The following is an 18,768-nucleotide window of genomic DNA, read 5'->3' on the forward strand; positions in this document are numbered from 1 at the left end:
CCGTTACCGATGGGCCGACCATCATCATCTACATAGCATTAAATAATAAAATCAAAGAACTAATTTGTATTCATTATTTATTCGTGACACTCAATACCCCGGGTTCTGTTCCAGGTTGGGGTCTAAATCCAGCTCTCCCTGCGGAATGGGCCACCAGTAATCTTTTGCGGGATCAAATTTTCTTGTTTCTATCTGCGTATGATCCCATGCGTAAATAGTGGCGTTCATCACTTGTTCTGCAGTTTTCCACCTGCGGATATCGTTATAATAATAGCCTTCGCATGCAAATTCAACCCGCCGTTCGTGGTGGATAGCTTCTCTCATATCGTCCTGCGAAAGACCTTCGGCAAGGTCAGGAAGGCCTGCCCGCTCGCGCACCTGGTTAACGGCGCTATACACACTTTCATCAGGGCCTGTTGCTTCATTTTGCGCCTCAGCATACATGAGTAAAAGATCGGCATAGCGAAGTACGATGTAATTCGTATATGATTGGCCCGACTTTAAGTCTGCAAGATCAGACGGTGGTTTTTCTTCTGTATAAATACTATACTTCTCCACGCCATAGCCGGTAATGGCGAAGCGGCTTGGCTTTACAGTAGTGCCCATATATTTATCTCCGGGGAAAACAATAGTTGCATACAAGCGGGGATCACGATTTACATAAGGAGAATCCGGGTTGTAGCCAGAAAGCGGATCAGTAATGGGAAGCCCGTTTTTCATTTGATAAGCCTCGGCCAAACCCAGCAGTGGCGCGTTTGAATTGTATTGCCTGTCAATCAGGTCAAAAGAATTTCCCTGAAGCGGGTAAATAAACTGCACATCAAAGATTACTTCTTTATTGTTTTCATTTTCAGGAAGGAAAAGACCGCGATAGTCATTGTACAAGCCATGCCCCGCCGCTGTTGCCATATCCAACACGGCCTTCAAAGTATCAGCCGCTATTTTCCATCGGTTCATATCGTTATTTGAATTAAACAACGGGCTTGCTTCAAATAGTAATATTTTGGCTTTAAGCGCACGGGCAGCAGTGTTGGTAGCCCTGCCTAAATCGGAACTGCTATAATGTGAGGGCAATACCATTTCTGCACTATCAAGGTCTTTGAGCATTTGCTGCACTACCTGCTCCCGCGGCGTTCTTGATAAGGTATCCTGGGTTTCAGGACTTGGCGGATCCAACACTAAAGGAACTGCACCCCAGTAATTTTCGAGGTTAAAATAAAACAGGGCTCTTAAAAAGTGGGCTTCGCCTTTCATGCGTGTTTTTAAATCTTCGCTCATATCCACTTTATCTACATTGGCAAGAAAGGTATTGCATCGGCCTATGCCGGCATAACTGTTTCCCCAGCGGCTTGTGATAATGCCGCCTGTAGCGGCTGATTGCAAACCTTCAGCGATTGAATTCCAGGAACTGGTATTGTCATAGCTGTAGGCATTGGGCGTGGCAGTTTCCTCAAGAAGTGGAGTAGCGTCGCCACCGTAAAGCCCCGAAGAAGCAAGCACTGAGTAAGCGCCGCTTAATGCAGCAGTGGCAGCGGCCTGTGACCTCCAAAAATTACTTTGCACATAGCGGTCGTCAGGCTGCGTATCCAGCAAAGTCTTGGTGCAACTGCTGATAACCAACCCGGCAGCAATTATTATTAGAAGTATTTTTTTCATGTTTCTATATTTTAAAATCAATGAATGTTTTAGATGGAAAAATCAAAAGGTTACGTTTATGCCTCCGGTGAATGTTTTTAACATCGGATAATGATACAATGAACTCACATTTACGGTCGATTCCGGGTCGAACTCTTTGTATTTCGCAAATGTTAACCAGTTTTCTGCATTCAGAAAAACGCTAAAGCGGCTTATTTTTACTTTATCCAGCCATTTTGCAGGAAGCTCATAGCTAAGCTGGATATTTTTCAGACGCACATAATCTCCATCTTTCAACCAAAAAGTAGAAGGCAGGTAGTTTCCCTTGCTGCCATAATTACTTTCGATAATCGCAGGCAATTTTGCATTCGGCCTTTCGGGTGTCCATGAATCTGTGACCCATTCCCATGTGGCGCCCGCGCCATTGTTTAAAGGAAACGCATAGTTGGCGGTGGGAAAAATTTTGATGCCTGCCACGCCCTGGAAGAAAGCATCAAGGCTAATTCCTTTATACCCTAATTTGACTCCGAAACCAAAAGTATATTTAGGAAAAGCTGACGAAATATCCATTGCTACACGGTCATCTCCATCAATCTTTCCATCGTCGTTGATATCCTTGTATTTTATCCATCCTTGTTTTGTATCGGGGCTTTGGTAGGCGCTGTTTTCCACTTCATCTTTGCTCTGAAAAATGCCTTCTGCCTGGTATAAATAAAATGCGTCTATCGGCAATCCCTCTTTTGTGATAGTGGACAAATTGGTTTGATAATCATACAAAATCTGGCCGTCCAGGTCTGTTACTTTGTTTTTGTTATAGGCAACATTTCCATACACGCTATAATTAAACTCACCAATGTTATCCCTGTATTGAGCTACCACCTCGATGCCATCATTGTTTACAGAGCCAACATTTTCCTGTGGCCCGGTTAAATTGCCCACCTGTGCGGGTAAATTTACAGGACGAAGTATGCCGGTAGTTTGTTTCCTGTAGATATCTGCCGAAAGATTGATTTTATTTTGAAGAAAATTTATATCTACCCCCAAATCATAATCTGTAGTGGTTTCCCATGAAAGCTTAGGCTCTGAGTAAGCTGTGGCCGCTGCTCCGGGCGATAATACGCCATTTGGCCCGCCAAAACTATAGTCATGGCCAAGCGTAATAAAGCTTTGGTAGCTGTATAACGGAACAGCCTGGTTACCGAGCTTTCCGTAGGATGCGCGAATCTTCAACAGGTTAATAAAATTTGATTTAAAAAAATCTTCTTTATCAATACGCCAACCTGCGGAAAGGCCTGGAAACGAACCCCAGCGGTGGCCCGGGCCGAATCGGGCAGAACCATCATACCTGAAGATTCCTTCCAGTAGATACTTGCCTTTGTAATCATAGTTCACGCGGCCAAAATAAGATTCAAGGGCATCTTTCGTTCCATTACCTGAAATGCTTTGGAAAACACTTCCAGCGCTTAAAGCTTCCAGGGAGGCATCAAGATAGCCCGTTGTTTCGGCCATAAAGGAGTTGTTATCATAGGTGTCATAACTGGCGCCCACCATTACGCTCACGTTATGAACTGAGGCAAATTTATGTTGCCAGTTGAGCGTATTATAAAAATGCAGGTTCAGGTCATTATCATCATAATTATAAGCGCGCGGCGCTGTGGAAGGACTGTTCCAGTTATACATAGTCCCGGTCTTAGCCTGCTCTTTCACCATTTGGGGAATAAAGGATTTTCTGAATCCATCATATTTATCCACGCCAAATTTGATGTGATACGAGATATCGAAGGGTAGCTTATAAGTAGCAAAAAGGGTTGACACAAATCGCTGAACATACTTCCTGTCGTAACCTTCGTACGCAATCATCCTTGGCTGTTCCCAGTTATTTCTTCCCGGAACGCGCAGCCATGTGTATCCATAATTTCCATTTGCTAACGTATCATTTTCCACAGGGGTGGCGCGCATGAGGTATTGCCAAAAACTACTGTTTGAATAAGAGGGTTGTGTATAATACCTGTAATACCCATCGAGCGTAAATCCTACTTCCAGTTTATCACTTACGTGTATGGAAGTATTAAGCCCGATGGAATATTTTCTTTCACTGTTATTTGGCCCGAAAATAATACCATCCCTGTCAAGGTAGCCTAATGACAAGCGATAGCTATATTTATCCGTGCTTCCCGAAACACTTATATCGTGCTTTTGAATGCTCCCGTTTCTGAGGGCAATATCAAACCAGTTGTTGGCGGGGTAAGTAAAAGGATCGGTTTTCATTCCGGCCTTATATTCTTCAATATCTGCAGAGTCGAAATAAGGTTTTTTCCCTTCGTTGGATGCGGCCTGGTTCATCAGGTTCATATACACAATCGGATCCCAGATAGCATCAGGAAGATAGGTAGCTTTTTGTACGCCGAAGTAATCACTGTAATTGACTGCTGATTTTCCCTTTCCTTTTTTTGTGGTGATTAAAATAACACCGTTTGCCGCCCTTGAACCATAAATGGCAGCAGAAGCATCCTTCAATACGGTGATAGTAGCTATATCATTTGGATTCAATTCATCCATAGAGTATTCTATTCCATCCACCAACACCAACGGATCGTTATTGTTTAAAGTGCCCATGCCTCGGATCAATATATTTGCTCTGTCTACGCCCGGCTGACTTTGGCTAAGATTTACATACAGTCCCGGCACGCCATGCAGCGCATTGCTTGCATTGGTGATAGGCTGGCCGGCCTTTTCAGTCATATCTACCGTGCTGATAGCGCCGGTGAGATTTACTTTTTTCTGAGTGCCATAACCAACAACTACTACATCTTCAAGATGCTCGGCGTTTTGCTCCAATTCGATGCGAAGCGTTCCATTTCCCGCGGGAATTGTTTTGGTTACATACCCCACAAACGAAATCTCAAGCATACTTTTGGAAGTAACGTCGTGGAGTACAAAATGGCCATTGGGATCAGTTGTTGTTCCGTTTGTAGTTCCTTTTACCATCACCGAAACGCCAGCCAGCGGCGATTGGTCTTTGGCAGACAATACTTCGCCGGAAACAGTTCGTTGCTGAGCCATGGTAACCTGGGGCAACATAAGGGCCGCTGATAGAATCAACCACGCCGGTATCAATATCCTCAAATTTGACCTGACAGTAATTGGATTCCTTAAAAAAGGAAATCGTAAAAATGGTTGCATTTTTTTTGTTTTTGGATTAATAAATAGTGGATTTTAAGATTTTAATTTTCGTTTAGGTGATGTAAAGAGTCTTTTATTGGGTAGCCATCCAACAGGTAGCCATTGGCTAACTGGCCAAAAAGCGCTACCTGATTCAGCTTCCATTCTTCATCTTTATGTAATTCTTTCATCATGATGTCAGCAACTTCGGGCGCAAGCCGGTGTGCTTCGCGGGCATTGATAAATAATATTCTTGTCCGCCTTGCCAACACATCTTCAACTGTTTGTGCCATTTCATTTCTGACGGCCCATATCACCTGCGCTTTAGTGAGGTATACCGTGTCACTTAATGAAATACCCGACCGGGCATCTGTTTCAATTATTTTCTGAATTCCTTCTTTATCTGAACCATAAATGGAAAATTGGCCGTTGTGTTTGGGTAATTGTTCATACCCGTGAATTTTTAAATGCTCCGTTTTGCAAGCCTTATCAGGCAACATTTTGCTGCGGATAATTTTGGATAAAGTGTCTTCGGCCATTTTGCGGTAGGTGGTCCATTTCCCACCAATTACTGATACAAGCCCGCTTTTGGAAATAAGTACTTTATGGCTCCTGGAAATTTCTTTTGTCTTGTCGGACTTGTCGCCAGTGGCGGCCAGTGGCCTTAAGCCTGCGAAAACGCTTAGCACATCGTCCCGGGATGGAATTTTTGAAAAATAATTGGCTGCGGTATTCAATACAAAGTCTACCTCACTCTTTAAGGCCCTCGGCTCCAGCGAATGAGCGGATAGCGGCGTATCTGTTGTGCCAACGAGTACATTCTCATACCACGGTATGGCAAATAAAACGCGGCCGTCATCGGTATGCGGAATCATAATAGCGTCTTTGCTTTGCAGGAAGGAATTGTCCAATACCAGGTGTATTCCCTGGCTGGGGCGGATAATGGGAGGGGAGCCGGGCGTATCCATGTCCAGAATATCGTCAGCGAAAACGCCGGTGGCGTTCACAATTACTTTCGCCTTAATGTCGTACTTTTTCTGCGACTCCCTGTCGACAAAAGAAACACCATTTATCTGGTTTGCCTCATCCTTATCTAAAGAAATCACTTTGCAATAGTTAACCGCTATGCCGCCCTTATCTACGCAGGTTTGCGCCAGGTTCATTGCCAGCCGTGCATCATCAAAGGTGCCGTCGTGGTATAACACGCCGCATTTCAGCGAGGTTTTTTTTATTGCGGGTAATCTTTCAATTACTTTCTTTTTATTAATGAGCAGGGATTTTCCAATACTCCATTTGCCCGAAAGCCAGTCATATAATTTGAGCCCAATGGTATAGAATAAACCGCGCGGCCATGAGTAGCACGGGATAATGATGGTTTCATTTTTTGTAAGATGCGGTGCATTTTTTAAAAGCAACCCGCGCTCCTTTAAGGCCTCTTTTACCAGCGACACATTTCCCTGCGCGAGGTATCTGACGCCGCCATGCACTAATTTGGTACTACGGCTTGAGGTGCCTTTTGCAAAGTCTTCCTGCTCCAGCAATAATGTTTTAAATCCCCTCGTTGCACTATCCACCGCGATTCCCAGCCCTGTAGCGCCGCCGCCGATAATTACAATGTCCCATTCATCAGTTTCTTTTAAAGATTCCAGTAGTTTAGTCCTGTCGAATTGCTTCATTTGCATGCATTTAATGGATAACAAATACCATAACAATACAAAACGAAAGTAAAAACAATAAATCGAAACACAAAAGAAAATTTTTTCTTATTTATTGTTTTACTGCAAAACTACCCCACAGTTTCGTGGAGCAGTCAGCAGCTACAGGACAAGTATGATTTGCGTCTCTACCAGGAGCCAGGTGGTTTTTGTAATTCACTTTTATATTATATACATTCGTTTTGTAAAACTAAATGTATGTCAAGCGTAGAACGACACCAGAAAATACTTGAAATGGTACAGGCAAAAGGGTATGAGAGCGTAATTAATTTATGCAAGAAATTAAAGGTCTCGGCTGTTACCGTCAGGAAGGATTTAAAATTGCTGGAAAAAAGTAATAAGCTCTTCAGGATTCACGGAGGAGCCAGTAACACTAATCCATTTACAGCAGACAGGCCCGTCAATGAAAAAGAAAATTTGCAACGGGAAGAAAAAAAGGCAATTGCAATAAAGGCAGCTCAGTATATCGAACCTAACGATTCTATTATCATAGCATCCGGAACCTCTTTGCTGGCGCTGGCCCGCGAAATAAAGCCTTCCGGAAAGCTGACTGTAATTACTTCTGCTATCCAGGTGGCCGGCGAATTGGTGAAGCATACAAACATTGATGTTTTACAATTAGGGGGATTGATGAGACACAGTTCCTCTTCAGTTGTGGGTTCTTATGCAGAAAATATTCTCAGCGATTTTTTTTGTACCAAATTATTTCTTGGGGTGGATGGCATAGATTTCGGATTTGGCGTTACCACCAGCAATTCAATGGAAGCGCAATTGAATAAACAAATGATGCAGGTAGTACAAAAAGTAATTGTGCTTGCCGATCATACCAAATTTGGAAAAAGAGGTTTTAGCCGTATTTGCGGCCTTGATGAAATTGACGAAATAATAACTGATAAAAACATTTCCCCGGCTATTGTTGAAAAGTGTATTAGTTCCGGCATTAAGGTTACGCTTGTTTGATTTCACCCCGGGAAAGCAGGCTTACTATTTCAAATTATTTTTTTTAGTGCAGGTTCAATAATTTTTGTTTTGTAATTATTTCACCCTAATTTGCCTTTCTAAAAACTTTCATTTAGTTTCTTTTATTATTTTTTTTGATTTTTAAATATTGCTTTGATGAAAAAATATATCCTCACGCTTGACCAGGGAACCACGAGTTCAAGGGCTATCCTTTTTAATAATGAAGGGAAGATTGCTTCCATTGCGCAAAAAGAATTTACCCAGTTTTATCCGAAGCCGGGATGGGTAGAGCACGACCCCATGGAAATCTGGTCTTCACAAGCATCAGTAATAACGGAAGCCGTATTGAAAGAAAGCTTAAGCGCTGATGAAATAGCCGCTATCGGCATCACTAACCAAAGAGAAACTACTATCGTTTGGGACAGGCAATCAGGACGGCCGGTTTACAACGCGATTGTATGGCAGGACAGGCGCACTGCAGAAAAATGTGACGAATTGAAACAACAGGGCCTTGATAAAAATATCCGCGAAAAAACGGGATTGGTCTTAGACGCCTATTTTTCTGCCACCAAAATTCAATGGATTCTTGATAATGTAGAAGGCGCAAGGCAAAAGGCTGAAAGAGGTGAACTTGCTTTTGGAACGGTGGATACGTGGCTCATCTGGAACCTTACAGGAGGGCAATTGCACGTAACGGATGTTACCAACGCTTCACGCACTATGATTTTCAATATTAATTCCCTTGAGTGGGATGATGAGCTGTTGAATATTTTTCAGATTCCAAAAAATATGCTGCCGGAAGTGAAATCGTCGAGTGAAGTGTATGGCGAAACTTCAGGTCAATTTTTAGGAACCAAAGTGCCCATTGCCGGAATTGCGGGCGACCAGCAGGCGGCATTGTTTGGCCATATTTGTGTGAAGCCCGGTATGGTTAAAAATACCTATGGCACAGGTTGTTTTATGCTGATGAACATCGGCGACAAGCCCGTATTGTCAAAAAATAATCTGATTACCACCGTCGCCTGGAAAATCGGCGATAATGTTCAATACGCTTTTGAAGGCAGTATTTTTATTGCCGGCGCTGTAGTGCAATGGCTACGGGATGAACTGAAGATAATTTCTTCCGCAGCCGAAATAGAAACGCTGGCATCAGAAGTGGCAGACAGTGGCGGTGTGTATATGGTTCCTGCTTTTGCAGGCCTTGGCGCGCCCTACTGGAACCAGTACGCCAGAGGCACTATATTTGGAATTACGCGTGGCACCAACCGCAGTCATTTCTGCAGGGCCGCGTTGGAAGGAATCGCCTTCCAGGTGATGGAAGTTTTGAAAGCTATGGAATCAGATTCGGGCATTGACATTAAAGAGCTTCGCGTGGATGGCGGCGCCACGCAGAATAATTTATTGTTACAGTTTCAGGCCGATATTCTGAAGGCCGCTGTAGTGAGGCCTGAAGTAACGGAAGTAACTGCAATTGGTGCGGCTTATCTTGCCGGTTTGGCAGTAGGGTTTTGGGATAATATTGAACAAATACAAAAGCAATGGCAAATAAATAAACGCTTTGAGCCGGCTCCGGAAAACAGGGAAGAATTGATAAATGGATGGTTCAGGGCGATTAAGGCCGTAAATGAATGGACTAAAACCCAAGATAAAATATAGATGCTGAAAACTGAGTCCAGAAAAATAAAACGTATATAATATGAGTCCTTTTACTGCCGAACTAATTGGCACAATGATTTTAATTCTTCTTGGAAACGGAGTAGTGGCAAATGTGGTGCTGCAAAATACCAAGGGAAACGGCGGAGGCTGGATGGTAATCACTACAGGCTGGGCGCTCGCAGTTTTTGCAGGCGTGGTAGTTGCCGGCCCTTATAGCGGCGCGCATTTAAACCCGGCCGTGACGATAGGCCTGGCAATTGCCGGAAAATTTTCGTGGGCACAGGTGCCTGCATTTATTGTAGCTCAATTGCTGGGCGCTATGATAGGTACGTTTTTAGTTTGGATAATGTATAAAGACCACTTCAAAATAACTGAAGACCCTATTTTGAAGGCCGCCTCATTCTATACCATACCAGCCATTAGAAACAGGAGATTGAATTTTATCAGCGAGCTTTTAGGAACCTTTGTTTTGTTGATTGCTGTTTTTTATATCACGAATGGTGAAATAGGAAAGGAAAAAACGCCTATCGGTTTGGGTTCTATCGGCGCCATACCTGTTACTTTTATTGTTTGGGCTATCGGTTTATCGCTCGGAGGAACCACAGGCTATGCTATTAATCCTGCCCGCGACCTTGGCCCCAGGATTGTTCATGCGCTATTACCTATTAAAAATAAAATTAAAACCGACTGGAAGTATGCGTGGATTCCCATAATCGGGCCGATTGTCGGAGCCGCCATCGCCGCGGGCTTATACCTGATACTTAATGGATAAAAATTGAGCTGAATTGCGAAACAGGGATAGCAAAATAAAAATTTGTATTATTTTTCCTTTTACTGGTTTTCGCGGAAGCAATCGATACTTCAGTGCTTTTTATCCCGGTTCTTCTCATTAAAACTGTTGTTAACTTTGTATCAAAATTTTTGATTACACGAAATGCCTGTTTCTCTATCTGCTCAGCCTTTTTTTTCCGTCATTATTACTACGTATAACAGGAAGATGCTTTTAAAACGGGCATTGCAGTCTTTGATTCAGCAAACACACACAGATTGGGAGGGGATTATTATTGATGATGGAAGCACCGATAACACTGAATCTGAGATAAAGCCATTTTTGGATGATAGCCGTTTGCAATTTATTTATCAAAAAAACACAGGCTATTCTCTGGCAAAAAATTCAGGTATTTTTTTAGCAAAAGGAAAATACATCACTTTTCTTGATTCGGATGATGAATACCTTTTCAATCACCTTGATACGCGCAATCAAATTTTAGCGCAACATCCGGAAATCGATTTTTTGTATGGTGGCTTATCTGTTATCGGCAATGAATATGTGCCTGACCGCTTTGATAACCGTAAATTAATTCACCTGGATGATTGTGTGATTGGCGGCACTTTTTTTATAAAAAAAGAGCTGGCATTTTCTCTTAAAGGTTTCCGGGATATTGCCATGGGAAGCGATGCAGAATTTTTTGAAAGGGTAGGAGCCACCGGCTCTGTTATACATAAAACCTCAATCCCTACTTACGTGTATCATCGTGAAAATCCTGATTCTCTCACCAATCTAATGATGGAAAAAATAATCAATCCATAAATTCTGAAGTGTACCAAATAAAATTCCGTCACGCTGGCTTGAAATAGCCGGATTATCCGCAGAAATTTTTATCAACCAGTTGTCGACTTATGGTCTAAAAAATGGCTTTTCATTTGTTGCCATTCATTTTTTAAAATGCTGTAGTATACGGTGTTTCGCCTAAAACCGTCATACAGTAACGTATGCCGCCTTAATGTTCCTTCCGGTTGCCCGCCGATTTTCTCAATCGCTGTTCTTGAGGCTACATTTCTTTCATCCGTTTTAAGCTCTACTCTTTCGGCGTCAAGTTGGTCAAACGCAAATTCCAGTAGTAAATATTTGCAATTCCTGTTCAATCCCGTTCTCTGAAATTTTTTGCCATACCAGGTCGCCCCGATTTCAAGCCTGTCGTCCGGGTTGGAAATGTTTAAAAAACTGGTACTTCCGGCGTAGGAATTTTTTGTTTTATCAAATACGATAAACGTGTAGCGGTCCTTATTGAACCTGCTTAAAACAGCTTTGTCAATATAGCTCTCTAACAACTCCGGGGTATAAATCGGGGCTGGCGAAAATTGCAGTAAATCCTTGTCTTCGGTAGCTATGGGTAATAAATTGTCGACGTCAGATTTGGTGATTGGCCTCAGCAGCGCAAAATCATTTTCAAGTGTTATTTCTTCGTCAAAAGGAAAGTTCATGGCGGTACCTTTTTTTATTATCTAACTAAATGTTAGTGAACTGTAAAGTTGATTATTTTTTTGATTCAAACTTAATTCCATTGATTTTTGATGGTAGCAAATTATAAGAACTTATCTTCTTTAACGTGTCAATGTATGAATCAATTGAGAAACTATCAATTTTGTTTGCCGTCTTTTGTGAGCAGCACGGCGCTTTATCGACTATTCGTTTGTCATCCGTTCCAACACTTTTGGAAGTCGTTTTCTCAACTGCTTTTTCCAACCCATTTGCATAATCAAACTAATGATGACAAGTTTCAGCCCTTGATAGCCCGAGTGTTCCATTGAAAGAATTGTGCCGCCACAAGTTGGCTCTAACGTAAAGCTTAAGATTGTGTCCAGCTTCGTAAAAATCCCTTTGGTTAGCTTGTCTGCTTTGTCGGAATGGATTCCTGCACAAGCCAATGCTTTTTCGCCTGTCGCTTCGCCACGATAAGTAAAAGCAATTCTTTTTCGTGGTTCAACGGATATTACTTCGCAATGTGTAATTCCATCCCAACCTTTTTGCGGTTTCATTCTGAATGTGAAAGAATGTCCTTGCGTTGGTTCAATATTATTTTCCATAAACCAGCTACCCAGCCATTTTGGGTCTGTCAAAGCCTGCCAGACTTTTTCCTGCGGATAGGGCAACACCGTTTTTAGTTTTATCGTCCGCGCCATTTGTTATCTGTTTCTTTCATTGATTACTTTACATTTTTGGGTTGTGACTCATCCATATTTCATTACCGCATTCTTTTTGTCAAAACCTTTCCTTTCTTTCCACTAATTTTCCGGAAAAATGCCTGTCATATCAAATATAGTGGCGCCCCTTCCAATGTTTCAAATTTAAATCATTGCGCCCTCTTTTCATTTTCTAAGCTATTTATGCTATCCCCGGGATTCGAATCTCTATCCCCGGGGTTCCTGTCTTCATGAACCGATGTTTAGAGGCAAAAAATTATTGATGTTTTCTCTCAAGCCCGATTAACCAGGTTCGGGGAGACACGAGCCTTGGATAAGGATAAGTTGGGAGGTGATATCTTTTTAAAAGTTTTCATCTTTAATCACCTACAATGACGATTAAAAAATGAACATCCTAATCCTTCTCACAATATTTATTATTTGCGTACGTATTTAACCCGGTCAAAATATATTTGTAACATGAAAGCTATTCTGCTGCTTATCCCGATTTTCATGGCGACTATGGGTAAAGCCCAAAAAATCCAGGCTTATTACGATTACTTATGGAAACCCTGCACTCCTGAGCAGGCACGTTTTTTTTCAGAAATACAAAAGACGGATAGCGGATGGTTGCGCCATGATTATTTCCTGGGCACAAAGACACTCCAGATGAGCGGCCTCTATGAAGACAGCGCCAACAAGATCGCCAACGGATACTTCCGCTTTTTTTATGCAAATGGAATCCCGGAAAGCTTTGGTCGAAACGTACACAATAAAAAAGAAGGCTTATGGATCCGTTATGACCACACCGGCTTCATGGAAGATTCCACAGTATATGTCAACGGAAAACCTACGGGTACTTCCCTGGGATGGCACAGCAATGGCTATACGGCCGATTCTATTTCGTATCATCCGGATGGTTCTGCCGTAGAAGTAACCTGGCGAAGGGATGGCGCTCCTTCCAGCGCAGGAAGAATGATGAATGGAAAGCTTAACGGCCCATGGGTTTTTTTTCATGCCAACGGGCAAATAGCAGCCCGCATAACTTACAACATTGACGAGGTTCAAAAAGAAGAATATTTTGACGCTTCCGGCGCTCCGGTAAATACGGCGATTGAAGACAGGCCTCCGACTTTTCCCGGTGGACAGGAAGGATGGAAGAAATTTATTTTGAAGCATATTTACTTTCCTTCACAATACCAACTCGTGAATGCCGACCAGGTTACAGTAGTCATAACAGCCACCATAGACGAAGATGGCAATGTGTTGGATCCGTTTGTAGAAGTCCCGTTTAATAAATCTTTTGATAATATAGCCCTCACCATTTTTAAAAAATCTCCAAAGTGGCTACCTGCGATAAGACATAATAGAGCAGTGGTTCAAAAAATAAGACAGCCTATTACCTTCGCGCAGGAAAATTAAGCAGTAATTGTAAGGTGCTGCGCACTCAACCAGGCCTAAGTTTCATTCCTTTTTCCCCTCTTTATGCTCCCTGCTGATCCACCTGTCCTGATACCGCAAACAAATATTGTTTTTTGATAAGTCCGAAATCACTTTTATCATGATATGAAATGCCGTTCAGGTAAACTGAAGATGGTAGTTGTGCATCGGTCATCCATTGTTAGCGGTAGTTTATGTTAGTTAATAACCTCTTTTAGTTTGAAAAGCATTGAGTCTAAAAAGTTTGATGTGAGTTTAGAAGCCGCAAAAAGCCGTACAGGAGGCACTGCCACCCATGTGCACACTCGTTCCATTGTCGAGGTAGAGGAAGTACAAAGTGTCTTTATCCCACGCCGGAACAGTATGTGAAGCTATCCATGCTTTTAGCTGGCTTTGAATGGCCGCATCAGTGATCACACTGCCCGGAGCATTGGCGGTAATTGTTTTACTTCCAATGAGCGAGCCATGATTTATCGTAAATGTGGGTGTATTGTATTCAGCCAACTGGTCTATTAAGGAACTTACCAAAATGTCCTTGAAAAACTTATTGATTTCTTTTGCCAGCTTAGCAAAGGCGTGGTTGGACTTCCAATGTTTACCCCAAAAAATGGTATATACTTTTACCTCCTGAATTAAAGGCCCGTGTTGATACACAAGGAGTGGCGGCGGAAGTGTAATTTGCAATAATTCCGCGTCTTCTGTGCTCTTTCCCAGGCTTTTTAAATCCACTTTAGCTTTAGGATAGTGCATGGGTGCTATGCGAATACATTCGTTGTTAGTGACGCCTTTTACAGGAGCAACCATGGTTAATTGTTTTGCCATAACTATTAAAATTATTTTGCCCACTCTTTGATTGGATTTTCGGCACACTCTAAAGATGAAGAGCTGTCACAGGTGCTTGTCATGAGGTGTTTGTTAACGGGGTAAATAGCTTTTAGTACGATCTGCTTGAATTCAATGGACGCCCCGCCGGAACCTAGCCGAATATAGAATAAAAAAGTCGGTTATTTGCCGACCTACCGGAAGGCTGGTTCGTTTGCTGATAGAGATTGGTCAACCTGAATTACCGGTGAGCGTTTGTATATCGAAATGGCTTCGTCACTCCGTTGTTTTGTGTCCGCAATAGGGGCAAAAGGAAAAAAGCTTTTCAAGCTGGCTGAAACACGTAGGACAAGTAATAACTTTCTCTACAACTGATTTTATCGGTACGCTTGTCTTAACTGTGAAGATGTCGGGAATCTCTTTTAAAAAGCTGGATTCGTTGCCCTTTTCTGTTATCAGGAACAGTTTGTCTTTGGCTCTTGTGATTGCAACATAAAATAGTCGCCGTTCTTCTTCCATAAGCAAATCATGATTTCCTTTTTTTATAACCTGAAAGATTCTGTCCTCTAACCAAATGTCGGGAAAACCTCCGTTGCCTTCGGTTAAGCCAATGATGAAAACAACTTTTGCTTCAAGTCCTTTTGCTGCATGAATAGTTTTTGCCTGAACTTTTATTCCTTCTTTATAAAAAGTTTTTGAGTAGGAAGGTTTGCCCGAATATGCACCGGGATTATACATGTGAGTTCTGCGATAGAGAAATAAAATATCCTCGCTTGTCAGTCCTGTGTTTTGTAACTCTCTTACTTTGTCTAAACAGAATTGAATGTTTTCTTCCTCACTGCCACCCGAATACACTACTATTTTATGTTCTGACATTTTCGATGCCTGAATATCCTTTTCAACTCTGAATTTGTTGTGCTTGATTACTTCGTTGCTTGCACCAACGATATTTTGTGTGCTGCGATAATTGAGATTGAGTTTGATGATTTTTGAATTGGCAAAGTGATTTTCAAAGTCAACAATGTAACTCACATTAGAACCTCTGAAACCATAGATGCTTTGCCAATCGTCACCTACACAAAAGAGTTGTGTTTGGTCAGTGAGTAAAAGCTTTATCAAATCAACCTGTAAATTATTTACATCCTGGAACTCGTCAACCAAAATGTATTGATACTTGCTTTTATATTTATTTGCTATGTCTTCGTGATTTTGAAACAGGGAAGTGCTTCGTGAAATCAGGTCGTTAAAATCAAGATAAGATTTGTCAATACAATAGTTAACATATTTTTTTACAATTGGAATTGCTAACTCGTAAAAATTCCGAACTCTTTCGTGTTGGTCTTTTCCTGCATTTTCTAAAACAGAATCAAAGTCGATGTTCTCAACCTTCATCATGTCGGTGATACGCATGATTTGTGCAACAAAATCTTTTACATCTTCATGATAGCCATTGAACTCCTCTTTGTAGGTGAGCGCAATTGTTCTGTGATAATTTGAAGGCAACCGGTTCTTTAAAATTTTATCCAAAGTATGGTTGAACAAAGCAGAATCCTTAGTCATGCTCTCATAAGTTTTTACTAACAACAAGTTTCCTTTTTTAAACTGTTCCTCTTTGTCCCTGGTTGAAAAACTCTTATTGCTTACGTGTTCAATGTAAAGGTTTGCATCAGGAATATAGAAGTCGGGATGAAAATCAAAATCCTTCACATTCAATAAAGGTTCATATTCATACCTGATGCTGTGCCTGTAAAACCAATCAGCAATAAACTGTTCCGACTTTGAACGGACCTTAGTTCCATCAAGAGTTGTGAAATATTTTCCGTCTTTCGGTAAATACTTTCCATCTGTTTTCCTTAGGTGTATTTTGTCAATGATGTAATCTAAAATGTAGCGTTTGAGTTGCAACAAAAATTCTGTGTCCTCGCATTGTTCAATTAAAAGTTTATGAACTACTTCAAAAACGGTTTCAGGTGCCACATACTTTGAGAGTTCATCTTCTTCCCTGTGTTTTTCGTCACCGATGATTCTAAATTTGTTATCAAATTCATTCACACCGTAGTTGCGAAGGATGGTGTAACAGAAACTGTGAAATGTTCTCACTGTTAAGCTGTCAATCCACTTATATTTTTTCTGGTAATGAAATCTTTCAGCATCCTTTTCAGATTTGCTTAATTGTTTGTCCGAAAGTTTCCGTTCATACTCTCCTGTCGTGTCGGCTGAAATGATTAAGCGGTCAATCATTTCATTTGTTGCGTTCTTTGTGAATGTAACCGCAAGAATATTTGATGGGCTTATACCCCTTTCTTCAATTAAATAAATGAGTTTTTGTAAAAGAGTCTTTGTTTTGCCCGAACCGGCACCTGCCAAAACTAAAAGCCGTTTGTCTTCGCTAACAACGGCTTCCCTTTGTTTGTCATTTAGATTGCTTAAATCTGTTTTGGTTTGATGCACTATTTGAAATTAAGTCTGTGAACGATACATTGGCTTTGACTGAATGCAATATAAAGCGAAATTATTTTCTCCCATAGTCAGCCGGAATCTCTCCCCATGCCGCAGTATTCCATTTTAAGATTTTAGTATCATATTCATATTGCTTAAGTACATCGTATCTGCAATACAAAATGTGTTTCATTGCAGGCTTTTAAACTAACTAATTTTTTAGTAACTTGAAGTGTAAATTTTAAAAAAATAAAAACTATGTCTCAGAAAAAAATTATCGCAGTATTCGGTGCAACCGGCGCCCAGGGCGGCGGATTGGCTCATGCCATTCTTAACGACCACAATAGCGAATTCGCTGTACGTGCTGTAACACGGGATGTCAATTCAGATAAAGCGAAAGAACTTGCGGCAAAAGGAGCCGAAGTAGTAGCCGGCGATGTGGATGATGCTGATAGTTTGAAACGTGTTTTGCAAGGTGCATATGGAGCTTATTTTGTTACATTTTTTTGGGCGCATTTTTCTGCGGAAAAAGAAACGTCCGAAGCAAAAAAAATGGCAGAGGCGGCAAAGGAAGCCGGCTTGAAACACGTAATCTGGTCAACTCTTGAAGATGTAAGAAAATATGTTCCTCTTGATGATGATTCAATGCCCACGCTTCATGGCAAGTATAAGGTGCCGCATTTTGATGGAAAAGGAGAAGCTGACCATTACTTTACTGATGCCGGTGTGCCCACTACATTTATGTTAGCATCTTACTATTGGGATAACATGATCTATTTTGGAATGGGGCCAAAGCGGGGAGCCGACGGCAAGCTTTCAATAACTTTTCCTATGGGCAACAAAAAAATGGCGGGTATTTCCGGGGATGATATTGGTAAATGCGCTTACGGAATATTTAAAAAAGGCGCAGAGTTAATTGGTAAAAGAGTAGGCATTGCAGGGGAGCAAATTACTTGTGCAGACATGGCAAAAGATTTATCGGATGCATTGGGCGAAGAAGTTGTTTACAATGAAATTACGCCTGAAACCTACCGCAGCTTTGGCTTTCCGGGAGCGGATGATTTAGGAAATATGTTCCAGTTTTACCGGGATTTTGATGATGTATGCAATAGCATTCGGGATGTAAAATTCTCTAAAGAATTAAATCCTGAACTAAAGTCATTTAAAATGTGGCTTGAAGAAAATGGGAAAAAAATTCCTCTTGAAAATTAATAACTTAGTATAACAATTCTTTTCCGTATTACTTCACTTTTAAATTTCCCGTTATGATAATCGTTCACGACATTTTTATTTGCAAGCCGGGTCAGGCTTCAAAATTCGCAAAATTGTTTAAAGAAGTTATGGCCGATAATGATAACCTGGTCCACGTCATGACAGACGTGACCGGCAATTACAATAAGGTAGTAATGGTAACCCAGTATGAAAGCCTTACTGCATACGAACAAAGTTTTCAAAAGTATGCACAGGACAGTGAAGAAATGAAATCAATGAAAGAAAAAATGAAGGGTTACCACGAAATGTATTTAACAGGATCAAGAGAAATTTACCAGGTTTCATAAATTCAGGGTACTTGTCACCTTTAAAACATGCTGCAAGGATATAGCCACATGGTAGCTTTATCCACACCGGTGAGCGGAAATCCTTGACAAAATGAGTGTTCACTCATTTTGACCCGGCGAAACATTTCTTTGTGGCTCTTCGTGTACTTTGTGACTTTGTGGTTAAAGAGCAAAGCATTAGCGACCCTGTAAACCGCCAGGTGTAGATTTGAAAATGAACAATAGAAACATCTTACTATCAGGTGCAGGTATTGCAGCAACAACACTGGCCTACTGGCTGAAAAAGTTTGGATTCAATCCAACCATAATTGACATTGCACCTGCCTCGCGCGAAGGTGGCTGTCATTGATTTTATGGGGCAGGGTATGATGCGGCTCTCCTCACTTTTCGTGCCGTGGATCGGTGCAGGAAGCCTG

General features: G+C 41.5%; 16 protein-coding genes. 8 read left to right on the forward strand and 8 right to left on the reverse strand.

The window, feature by feature from the left end:
- Positions 1-90: 90 nt before the first annotated feature.
- The 3 genes from EFY79_RS13875 to EFY79_RS13885 form a co-directional block, all read right to left on the reverse strand.
- Positions 91-1,656, reverse strand: a complete 1,566-nt coding sequence (locus EFY79_RS13875; protein WP_123121332.1) for a RagB/SusD family nutrient uptake outer membrane protein — start codon at positions 1,654-1,656, stop codon at positions 91-93.
- A 42-nt stretch (positions 1,657-1,698) separates the two neighbouring features.
- On the reverse strand, positions 1,699-4,761 hold the full coding sequence (locus EFY79_RS13880; protein WP_199727540.1) for a SusC/RagA family TonB-linked outer membrane protein: 3,063 nt from the start codon (positions 4,759-4,761) through the stop codon (positions 1,699-1,701).
- Positions 4,762-4,859: 98 nt separating this feature from the next.
- The gene (locus EFY79_RS13885) at positions 4,860-6,473 is read right to left on the reverse strand and encodes a glycerol-3-phosphate dehydrogenase/oxidase (protein ID WP_123121502.1); all 1,614 of its coding nucleotides are present in this window, start codon (positions 6,471-6,473) and stop codon (positions 4,860-4,862) included.
- A gap of 237 nt (positions 6,474-6,710) precedes the next feature.
- Between EFY79_RS13885 and EFY79_RS13890 the strand changes: the two genes are divergently transcribed.
- The 4 genes from EFY79_RS13890 (at position 6,711) to EFY79_RS13905 (ending at position 10,719) form a co-directional block, all read left to right on the forward strand.
- On the forward strand, positions 6,711-7,472 hold the full coding sequence (locus EFY79_RS13890; RefSeq protein ID WP_123121334.1) for a DeoR/GlpR family DNA-binding transcription regulator: 762 nt from the start codon (positions 6,711-6,713) through the stop codon (positions 7,470-7,472).
- A 156-nt stretch (positions 7,473-7,628) separates the two neighbouring features.
- Positions 7,629-9,128, forward strand: a complete 1,500-nt coding sequence (gene glpK / locus EFY79_RS13895; protein WP_123121335.1) for a glycerol kinase GlpK — start codon at positions 7,629-7,631, stop codon at positions 9,126-9,128.
- 40 nt (positions 9,129-9,168) lie between these two features.
- On the forward strand, positions 9,169-9,900 hold the full coding sequence (locus EFY79_RS13900; RefSeq protein ID WP_123121336.1) for an MIP/aquaporin family protein: 732 nt from the start codon (positions 9,169-9,171) through the stop codon (positions 9,898-9,900).
- A gap of 162 nt (positions 9,901-10,062) precedes the next feature.
- On the forward strand, positions 10,063-10,719 hold the full coding sequence (locus EFY79_RS13905) for a glycosyltransferase family A protein (RefSeq protein ID WP_123121337.1): 657 nt from the start codon (positions 10,063-10,065) through the stop codon (positions 10,717-10,719).
- 71 nt (positions 10,720-10,790) lie between these two features.
- Here the strand turns inward: EFY79_RS13905 and EFY79_RS13910 are convergent, their stop codons facing one another.
- Positions 10,791-11,393, reverse strand: a complete 603-nt coding sequence (locus tag EFY79_RS13910) for a GNAT family N-acetyltransferase (protein ID WP_123121338.1) — start codon at positions 11,391-11,393, stop codon at positions 10,791-10,793.
- A 201-nt stretch (positions 11,394-11,594) separates the two neighbouring features.
- Positions 11,595-12,092, reverse strand: a complete 498-nt coding sequence (locus EFY79_RS13915) for an SRPBCC family protein (protein ID WP_123121339.1) — start codon at positions 12,090-12,092, stop codon at positions 11,595-11,597.
- A gap of 480 nt (positions 12,093-12,572) precedes the next feature.
- On the opposite strand from EFY79_RS13915, the gene EFY79_RS13920 reads away from it, so the two are divergent.
- Positions 12,573-13,514: an energy transducer TonB gene (locus EFY79_RS13920; protein ID WP_123121340.1), complete on the forward strand. Its 942-nt coding sequence runs from the start codon at positions 12,573-12,575 to the stop codon at positions 13,512-13,514.
- Positions 13,515-13,575: 61 nt separating this feature from the next.
- Here the strand turns inward: EFY79_RS13920 and EFY79_RS21900 are convergent, their stop codons facing one another.
- From EFY79_RS21900 to EFY79_RS13930, 3 genes are all read right to left on the reverse strand, one after another.
- Positions 13,576-13,707 (reverse strand): hypothetical protein, encoded by a 132-nt coding sequence (locus tag EFY79_RS21900; RefSeq protein ID WP_262684455.1) that lies wholly within the window; start codon positions 13,705-13,707, stop codon positions 13,576-13,578.
- A gap of 80 nt (positions 13,708-13,787) precedes the next feature.
- Positions 13,788-14,354 carry a hypothetical protein gene (locus tag EFY79_RS13925; protein ID WP_123121341.1) on the reverse strand — a complete coding sequence of 189 codons (567 nt, stop codon included), beginning with the start codon at positions 14,352-14,354 and terminating at the stop codon, positions 13,788-13,790.
- A 276-nt stretch (positions 14,355-14,630) separates the two neighbouring features.
- On the reverse strand, positions 14,631-16,805 hold the full coding sequence (locus EFY79_RS13930; protein WP_123121342.1) for an ATP-dependent helicase: 2,175 nt from the start codon (positions 16,803-16,805) through the stop codon (positions 14,631-14,633).
- 246 nt (positions 16,806-17,051) lie between these two features.
- On the opposite strand from EFY79_RS13930, the gene EFY79_RS13940 reads away from it, so the two are divergent.
- The 3 genes from EFY79_RS13940 to EFY79_RS21905 all read left to right on the forward strand — a co-directional run bounded on the left by EFY79_RS13940 (position 17,052) and on the right by EFY79_RS21905 (position 18,701).
- Entirely contained in the window at positions 17,052-18,005 is a 954-nt protein-coding gene (locus EFY79_RS13940; protein WP_123121343.1) for an NmrA/HSCARG family protein, read from the forward strand.
- A 53-nt stretch (positions 18,006-18,058) separates the two neighbouring features.
- Entirely contained in the window at positions 18,059-18,352 is a 294-nt protein-coding gene (locus EFY79_RS13945) for an NIPSNAP family protein (protein WP_123121344.1), read from the forward strand.
- 214 nt (positions 18,353-18,566) lie between these two features.
- Positions 18,567-18,701: a hypothetical protein gene (locus EFY79_RS21905; RefSeq protein ID WP_262684458.1), complete on the forward strand. Its 135-nt coding sequence runs from the start codon at positions 18,567-18,569 to the stop codon at positions 18,699-18,701.
- The last annotated feature ends 67 nt before the right edge of the window (positions 18,702-18,768 follow it).

The organism is Hanamia caeni, from assembly GCF_003721595.1.
Lineage (GTDB): Bacteria > Bacteroidota > Bacteroidia > Chitinophagales > Chitinophagaceae > Ginsengibacter > Ginsengibacter caeni.